Source organism: Streptomyces crystallinus (assembly GCF_039521265.1).
Classification (GTDB): domain Bacteria; phylum Actinomycetota; class Actinomycetes; order Streptomycetales; family Streptomycetaceae; genus Streptomyces; species Streptomyces crystallinus.
Genome location: NZ_BAAACA010000009.1, coordinates 211,077 through 219,699, shown reverse-complemented (window position 1 = coordinate 219,699; position 8,623 = coordinate 211,077). Strand labels below are relative to the sequence as shown.

5 protein-coding genes are annotated in these 8,623 nt (G+C 71.5%); 2 read left to right on the top strand and 3 right to left on the bottom strand.

Annotated elements, in window-relative coordinates:
* Positions 1-9 precede the first annotated feature (9 nt).
* Entirely contained in the window at positions 10-1,767 is a 1,758-nt protein-coding gene (locus ABD236_RS08170; protein ID WP_344071803.1) for a ricin-type beta-trefoil lectin domain protein, read from the bottom strand.
* Positions 1,768-2,070: 303 nt separating this feature from the next.
* Here ABD236_RS08170 and ABD236_RS08165 point away from each other — a divergent pair, with 303 nt between their 5' ends.
* Positions 2,071-4,056 (top strand): beta-galactosidase, encoded by a 1,986-nt coding sequence (locus ABD236_RS08165; protein ID WP_344071801.1) that lies wholly within the window; start codon positions 2,071-2,073, stop codon positions 4,054-4,056.
* Positions 4,020-4,394, top strand: a complete 375-nt coding sequence (locus ABD236_RS08160) for an RICIN domain-containing protein (RefSeq protein WP_344071799.1) — start codon at positions 4,020-4,022, stop codon at positions 4,392-4,394. Before ABD236_RS08165 ends, ABD236_RS08160 begins: the two co-directional genes overlap by 37 nt.
* Here the strand turns inward: ABD236_RS08160 and gltX are convergent.
* Positions 4,363-5,760 (bottom strand): glutamate--tRNA ligase, encoded by a 1,398-nt coding sequence (gltX, locus tag ABD236_RS08155; protein ID WP_344072255.1) that lies wholly within the window; start codon positions 5,758-5,760, stop codon positions 4,363-4,365. The genes ABD236_RS08160 and gltX overlap by 32 nt on opposite strands.
* 128 nt (positions 5,761-5,888) lie before the next feature.
* Complete coding sequence (locus ABD236_RS08150) at positions 5,889-8,561, bottom strand: hypothetical protein (RefSeq protein ID WP_344071797.1); 2,673 nt, start codon at positions 8,559-8,561, stop codon at positions 5,889-5,891.
* Positions 8,562-8,623 lie beyond the last annotated feature (62 nt).

Genomic DNA, 8,623 nt, shown 5'->3' with positions numbered 1-8,623 from the left:
CCCGGCCGGTCAGTTGGGCAGCGCCCAGACCTGGTTGGCCTGGAAGTGGCCGCATGTCCAGGTGTCCAGCTTGGTCGCGTCGGCGGTACCGCCTCCGTACACGTCGAGGCACAGGGCGCTCGCCGCGTTGCGCAGGGTGCCGTCGCGGTCGGCCGTCCACTGCTGGGCCGTGGCGCCCCGGCAGGTGGACAGGGTGACGGGGCTTGCGGCGGTGGTGCCGCTCGCGGTGAGGCACTTGCCGAGCGAGCGTACGGTGCGGTCGGCGTTCTGGGTCCAGCGCTGGTTGGGGTTGCCGGTGCAGGTGTAGAGGATCACCTGGGTGCCGTCGGCGGTGCCGCTGCCGGTGACGTCCGCGCACTTGGCGCCGTTGCCGGTGAGCTGGCCGGCGGGGACGGCGGGCCCGCAGCCGCTGCCCGGCGTGAGGCGCCAGATCGCGGTGCCGTGCGCGGGGACGGTCGCGGTCAGACCACCGCTGACGGACGAGGTGGCACCGGTCCACAGGTCCTTCGCGGCCACCGTGCAGCCCGGCAGGCCGACGTCGGCGAGCGCGGTGGTGAGCGTACGGGCGGTCGCACCCCGGTTGAGCACGGCGACGGCGCGGTCCCCGCCGGCGAGCGGCCGGGCGAGCACGTCGGTGCCGCCGTCGGTGGACACCACGCCCGCCTGGCGGCCGAGGCTGTCCTGGTCCACCTTGATGAGCTCGGTGTTGCCGAGCGCGGACCTGGCCGCCGGGGTGAGCGCCGAGACGTCCGAGGAGAGGATCAGCGGCGCGGCCATCATCGACCACAGGGCGACCTGGCTGCGCGACTCGTCTTCGGTGAGCCCGCCCGCGCCCGCGATGAGGAAGTCGGGGTCGTTCCAGTTGCCCGGTGCGGCGTAGCGGCCGATCCAGCGGTTGTAGCCGTAGTTGGCGAGCACGCTGGACCAGCGGCTCGCGGTCGGCCGGGCGGGGTCGTAGGTGGCGATGTCCCAGCCCTCGCGCCAGAGCTGGCCGTCCGAACCGACCCAGGACAGCACGTCGAACCAGGTGGGGTTGCCCCACTCGCCGCTCTGGAAGTACGCGGGCGCCGACTCGGAGAACACGATGTCGCGGCCCGAGCCCCGCAGCGCCGCCGCCTGCGCGTCGTACGCCTGCCGGTAGGCCTGCTCCTGCGTCTGGCCCGGGGCCACGTACACATTGCAGCCGTCGAGCTTGAGGTAGTCCACACCCCAGGAGGCGAACGCGGCGGCGTCCTGGGCGAAGTGGTCGGCGCCGCCGCCCTGGGGGCGGCCGCTGCCGGGATAGCCGCCGCAGGTGTACGAGCCCGCGTCCTCGTAGATCCCGAAGCGGAGCCCGCGGGCGTGCAGATAGGAGCCGAGCCAGGCCATGCCGTGCGGGAACTTCACGGGGTCGGCGACGAGGTTGCCGTCGGCGTCCCGGGTCTTGGTCGTCCAGCAGTCGTCCACGGTCACCGTGGTGTAGCCCTTGGCGGCCAGACCGGAGGAGACCAGGGCGTCGGCGTTGGCGGTGACGGTCCGCTCGGTGACGCCGCACTGGTAGTGGGCCCAGTCGTTCCAGCCCATCGGCGGCGTGGGAGCCAGGCCCGGGGCCGTCGCCGGGGCGGGGGCCGGGGGTGGCGCGGAGGAGGCGTGGGCGCCGGTCGCCGTGGCGAGCGGCAGGCAGAGCAGGGCGGCCGCCAGTGCGGTCAGGGGGTTGCGTCTGCGGGGGGAACGCGTGGGGCGTGGCACGGGGTGCTCCTCGGTGGTGAGAAGGGAACGTGCTGCCATGGCGTGAGCGATGATGCATCGTAGCGCGCAGTTTGAAGCACCTTCAATCACCGTGCAGACAAAGGGAGGTGATCGCGGGGCACGGTGTCGCGAAGTGCGGAGACGTGCCCGTCTGAGTCAACTTGTTTGATTACGTTCACTCTTGACGCTTCTTGATCGGCTCATTAGGGTGCGGCGCAGTGCGCCACGGAGTCGGATGTCACCGCGCTCGCCTCACGTGCCACCGCTCGCCTCACGACCGCGCACCGCACCGGCAACTCCCGCACCTTTGCCCAGCACGCCCGTCGCCCCTGGGGAGTTCGTATGCACCGACGCACCCTGCTGGTCGCCGCCGCCCTGAGCCCGGCCGCCGCGATGGCCGCCTCCGGTGTGCGCGCCCTCGCCGCCGGTCACACCTTCGGCTTCTCCGCCGACGGCTCCCAGTTCCTCCTCGACGGCAAGGTCCTCCAGATCCGCAGCGGCGAGATGCACCCCGCCCGCATCCCCGTGCAGTACTGGCGCCACCGCATCCGGATGGCCAAGGCCATGGGGCTCAACACCATCGCCCTCTATGTGATGTGGAACTACCTCGAAGAGCGGCCCGGCGTCTTCGACCTCACCACCGACCGGCGCGACTTCGCCGCGTTCGTCCGGCTGTGCGCGCAGGAGGGCATGTACGTGCTGCTGCGCCCGGGCCCGTACGTGTGCGGGGAGTGGGACCTGGGCGGACTGCCCTCGTACCTCCTCAGGAAGCCGTCGGTGCGGCTGCGGGTGAACGCGCGGCAGGACCCCGACTACATGGCCGCCGTGACCCGCTACGTGAACACGATCGCCCCGGTGGTGCGGCCGCTGATGGCCGCCAACGGCGGACCGATCCTCATGGTGCAGATCGAGAACGAGTACGGCTCGTACGGCAGTGACGCCACCTATCTGGAGCAGTTGCGCCAACTCTGGCTCACAGCAGGGGTGGAGGGGCCCTTCTACACCCAGGACGGGCTCGGCCAGGTCGTGGCGAACCACACCAACGTCACCGGCGGGGCGATCGGCCTCAGCGGCGGCACCTCCTCGGACATCCGCGCCTGCCGCAGCGCCTACCCACGGGTCCCGGCGATGTCGGGGGAGCTCTATCCCGGCTGGCTCACCCACTGGGGCGAGAGCGCCTTCGCCGGGCAGGACACCGACCTCTCCGGGGCGCTGCGGGAGCTGATGGACGCCGGGCAGTCGTTCAACGTGTACGTGGTCCACGGCGGCACCAACTTCGGCTACTGGGCCGGTGCCAACGCGAACGACGACGGCAGCGGATACACGGCCGACATCACCACCTACGACTACGGGGCGCCGATCACCGAGCAGGGGCGGCCCGCACCCCGGTACACCGCGTACCGCTCCCTCATCGGCGGCTATCCGGGTGTCTCCCTGCCGCCGGTCCCCGACCCCGTGCCCACGCTCACCCGCACCGGAGGCGACGCCCCGGTCCCGAGTGCCTACGCCTCGCTGTGGGACAACCTGCCCGCCCCGCTGCCGGCCGAGCAGACCGTCACACCCCAGCCCATGGAGAACTACGGGCAGAACGCGGGGTTCATGCTCTATCGCAAGCCCCTCTCCGGGTACGCGGGCGCCACCCTGGAGGTCACCTCGGTCCACGACTACGCCACGGTGTTCCTCGACGGTGTCTACCAAGGAGGCATCTCCCGCCCGGCGGTCCCCTCCGCGTACGCGACACCGCTGAAGGTGACGACGGGATCGCGGCTGACGCTGGGTCCGGCGGGCTCGGCACCCACCCTGGACATCCTGGTCGAGGGCATGGGCCGGACGAACTTCGGGCACGGCCTGGTCGACCGCAAGGGCATCACCCAGCAGGTCTCCCTCTCGGGCGCGGGCCCGCTGAACGGCACGGTCAGCGACTGGCGGACCCACGCACTGCCGGTCGACGAGGCGTATGTCGCGGCGCTGCGCCCCGGCATCAGCGACCCCGGTCGCGCGGGCATCTTCTTCCGCGCGACGGTCGATCTGGACGCGACCGGCGACACCTACCTCGACATGTCCGGCTGGACCAAGGGCGTGGTGTGGGTCAACGGCCGCAACCTCGGCCGCTACTGGGCGATCGGCCCCCAGCAGCGCCTGTACTGCCCCGCCCCGTGGCTCACCGTCGGCCAGAACGAGATCCTCGTCCTGGACCTGCACCAACTGCGCCCGCAGCCCATCCCGTTCCGGGCGGCCCTCACGGACCCCCCTGCCTCCTCACCAACCGGCGCAGCGGCAAAGTCCTCGACGTGCCGGGCTGGTCCACCACGTCCGGTGCGCAGCTGAACCAGTGGACCCGCAACGGCGGCGCCAACCAGCAGTGGCGCCACACCACGGCCCCCGACGGCACCTGCACGCTGACCAACGTGAACTCCGGCCAGCTCGTCGACGTCCAGGGCAACGCGTCCGCCGACGGCACCCCGATCATCCAGTGGCCCGCCCACGGAGGCCCCAACCAGCGCTGGCGCCAGGTGCCCACCGACGGCGGTTACGCCAAGTTCGTCAGCGTCAGCACCGGCAAGGTACTCGGCGTGGCCGGCAACGCGACCACCGACGGGGCGAAGATCGTCGAACAGACCGACACCGGCGACCTCAGCCAGCAGTGGCTGATCGCGCCGGTGTAGCCCGGTCGGCGAGCTTGCGCAGCGCAGCGTCCAGACGGATCAGTGTCCGCTCGCGGCCGAGGACCTCCAGGGACTCGAAGAGCGGGAGGCCCACCGTCCTGCCGGTCACCGCGACGCGGACCGGAGCCTGCGCCTTGCCCAGTTTGAGACCGTGGGCCGCGGCCACCTCCTCCAGGGCGGCCTTCAGCGCCCCGGCGTCCCACGGCGCCGTGGCACACCGGTCCCGGGTGTCCTTCAGGATGGCTTCGGCGCCCGGCTTCATCGCCTTCGCCCACGACGCCTCGTCGTCGGCCGGCTCGTCGAGGAAGAGCCAGTCGACGTACTTGGTGATCTCGCCGAGCACGGTGAGGCGCGTCTGGGCCAGGGGCGCCACGGCCGCGAAGGCGTCGGCGTCGAACGCCCCGGGCGCCCAGGTCGCGTACGGCGCGGTCAGCCAGGGAGCGCACGCCTCGATGAAGGCGTCGACCGAGAGATCGCGGACGTACACGCCGTTGAACGCGGACAGCTTCTTGACGTCGAAGAACGCGGAGGAGCCGTTGACGTCCTTGAGCCGGAAGAGCCGCTCCAGCTCCTCCTGCGGACGGATCTCCATATCGCCACCGGGGCCCCAGCCCAGCAGCATCAGATAGTTGACCATGGCCTTCGGCAGATAGCCCTCGGCGAGGTAGTCCTCCAGGGCGACCTTGTCGCGCCGCTTGGAGAGCTTCTGGCGCTTGTCGTTGACGATGACGGGCAGATGCGCCCAGACCGGCGGCGTCGCCCCCAGCGCCTCCCACAGCAACTGCTGTTTCGGGGTGTTGGAGAGGTGCTCCTCGCCCCGGATGACCTGGGTGATCCCCTCGGCCAGATCGTCCACCACGTTGGCGAGCAGGAAGACCGGCGAGCCGTCGCCGCGGGCGATGACGAAGTCCTCGATGGCGGAGTTGGGGAAGGCGGGCTCGCCCCGGACCAGGTCCACGACGACGGTCGCGCCCTCGTCGGGCGTACGGAACCGCAGCGCCCGTCCCTCGGCGCACTCCAGGGCGCGCTCCCTACAGAACCCGTCGTAGCCGAGCTGCTGCGACCCGGTGCGCTCCTGGACCTGTTCCCGGGTGCAGTCGCAGTAGTAGGCCCGCCCGGCCGCGTACAGCCGCTGTGCCGCCTCGCGGTGGCGGTCGGCGTTGTGCGACTGGAAGTACGGGCCCTCGAAGGCGGGGTCGGACTCGCGGATGCCGATCGCGGCGAGGGCGTCGATGATCCCCTCGGTCCACTCGGGCCTGTTCCGCGCGGTGTCGGTGTCCTCGATGCGCAGGACGAACGTGCCGCCGGACTGTCGCGCGACCGCCCAGTTGTAGAGAGCGGACCGGGCCCCGCCGACGTGGAACATGCCTGTCGGGGACGGAGCGAAGCGAACGCGAACCGGGGTGGTGGTGGGCATGGGGGGAGACTACCGATTTCCCGGGCGCCGCCGCTCGCCGATTGCGGCCGGGGGCGCGGTGTCCGCCGGCCCCCGGGTCACAGCGGGATCTGGTAGCGGTTGAGCAGATAGCGGCAGGTGTCGGCGATCTGCTGGTCGGTCAGGGCCGTGTCGCAGAGGATCGCGGTGGCCACCAGGCCCTGGAACATGTGGCCGTGGTCGGGGCGGTACCCGAGGACGGGCGCCGACCAGCCCACCGTGCGGACCCGGTCGTCCCTGCGCAGCTCGTACGGGTATCCGTTGGTGTACGTCTGGAGCCTGCGGGCCGCGCCCGCCGTGGAGCGGACGGCGTACACCGCCCACTCGGTGTCGGACTCGGCGGTGCGTGACATCAGCAGATAGTCCAGCTGCCAGCCCTGCCCGTTGCTGCGCAGCGAGCCCGGGCGGCCGGGGGCGGAGTCGAAGGTGGGGAGGCGCTTGGCGACGAAGAACCAGGTGGCGGCGCCGCTGGTGCCCTGGAGGTTGGGGAAGTCGTAGTGGCCGCCGGTGAAGCGCAGGGCCGGCAGGCCGCCCACGGCGTCGGTCTGGAACAGGGCCGGGCTGCCGGTGGGGACGCCGTGGTGGTGGGCCGGGCTCAGGTCGGTGAGTTCGGTGACGGCGCCGCCGTCCCGCAGCGGGTTGCCGTCGGCGCTGCGCAGGGCGTCGGCGCGGTAGTAGCCGATGAGGCCGGGCAGGCTCGGCACCGGGTCGTACGGCGAGGGCGCGAGCGGCGGCGCCGAGACCGGCGGCGGCACCGTACCGACACCGATTCGGGCGGAGGCGCCGGGCGTGGCCGTGTTGACGGCCAGGGCCATGCCCGTCGGCGGCAGGCCTTCGTACAGGCCCTGCCAGAGCGGGCCGTCCACCGCGATGAGGGCCGGCATACGAGGGTCGGCGTGATGGTTGAACGACCGCTCGACCTTGCACCAGCCGACGCCCTTGTGCACGTCCGCGAGGGCTCCCCGCTCGCTGCCCACCAGCCGGATCGCCACCGTGCGCTCGCCTCCGGCGCTGCCGACGCAGTCGCGGACGACCAGCTGGGTCGGGCCTCCGATGTCGTCCGCGAGGCTCGCCCAGATGTAGCTGTCGCGCGGCAGATCGGAGTGGAAGCCCTCGAAGTCGATCATCCAGTTGTCGAGCACCGCTTCGGTCTGGAACAGCTTCACCACGGATTCGCACACGGCGGAGTCCGTGCAGGGCACATCGCGGTAGGCCACCCGCGAGCGCAGGCCCTTGAAGGCGGAGCGGCCGTAGTAGGCGAGGGCCAGGTCGGTGGCGGTGGTGTACTGCCCGAAGCTGTAGATGGCGCAGTCCGTCTGGTGCTCGAAGCGGCAGGAGCGCAGCGACACCGGATAGCTCACCCCGAAGTGGTGCGAGCTCAGCCCCTGTGCGCCGAACTCCACCACCACGTCGTCCATCGAGAAGTTGTAGAGGAGCCCCAGACCGATGGCCTGGCCGTAGTGCACCGCCTTGGGCGCGAAGGAGAATCCCCGCACGTTCAGCTTCTCGCAGCCGTTGCCCTCGACGTACTCGTGCAGGTCGTCCGGGACGAAGAAGCCGCGCCCGAACACGCCCACGTCCCCTTCCCACAGCACCTGGAGGTCGGGCACGCCCGAGGCGCTCTTGTGCACCGGCTCCCGCATCGTGAGGGCGCCGAAGACACGGCTCTCCACGGTGAGGCAGCGCCGGTCGTCCACCTTGCCGTTGGCGTCCTCCTGCTCCTGCCCCTGAGCCAGGACCTTGTAGCGCAGGACGTCGGAGAACCGCAGCGCGCCGAAGGTGAGGTCGACCGGGTCGTTCTCGCTCCCGGGCAGCCCCGCCCGGCCGGACGAGTTCGGTCCGATCGCGGCGAGCCGGAACGGGGCGTACCAGTTGGGGGTGAACGCCAGCTCCCGGCCGGGCTCCCGAGGGGTCCAGCCGTCGTTGATCAAGGAGAGGTCCGGCTGGACCTGGACCCGCTGGGTCGCCTGCCGCAGGTTCGTCCAGGCGGTCACGGTCCGGGCGTCCAGGTCGAGTTGGAAGGAGCAGCGCAGCACGGGCTGCGCCGGGTCGAAGGGGATGCGGATCTCGCGGTGCAGCCCGTCCGCCGTGCGGAAGGCGAAGACGACAGCGGGCGGGTTCTCGTGCGCGTTGACGTACGCGTAGAAGGGGGACGGCCGGTGGAACGCGTCGACCATGCCGAACAGTGGCTGCACCGACCAGGGCATGACGTCGTTGCGGACCACGAGGTCCACCGTGAACTGACGGACGGCCGCCCAGTAGTCGCCGTCCGTCGGGCCGAACTGGAAGGGCGAGCAGGGCAGCGTCACCGTGGCCTCGCTGGTCGGCCCGCCCGCCACCGGCGAGGGGACGCGGGTGCGGCAGCCCCACCGCTGGTCGGTGACCGAGGCGTCGAGCATGCCGCGCAGATCCGCCCAGTGGCCGTCGCTGAGCGGCCGTCCGTGGGTGACGCGCCGCAGTCCGAAGGTCAGCGGGGGTGTGGCCCCGATGGCCCGCAGGGCGCTGGTGCGCCCGCCCTCGCCGACGACCCGGACCCGGTTGCTGTCCACCAGCACGGAGCGCAGGAACTCGTACGGCTGGGGGTCGGCGGGGACGAAGACAATCCCGCCGGCGTCCTTGTCCAGGGCGTCCACGGCGTTCTGGAACGCGTCCGAACAGGTCGCGCGGCCGTCGGGTCCGGGGACGGCCTGGAAGTCACGGACATTGACGAATACGGGGGCCACAGGCGCCATGATCCGAGCGTAGCCACCCCGAGCGGATCGACAGAAGACCTCAACTCCTCTTCGTATGAGGT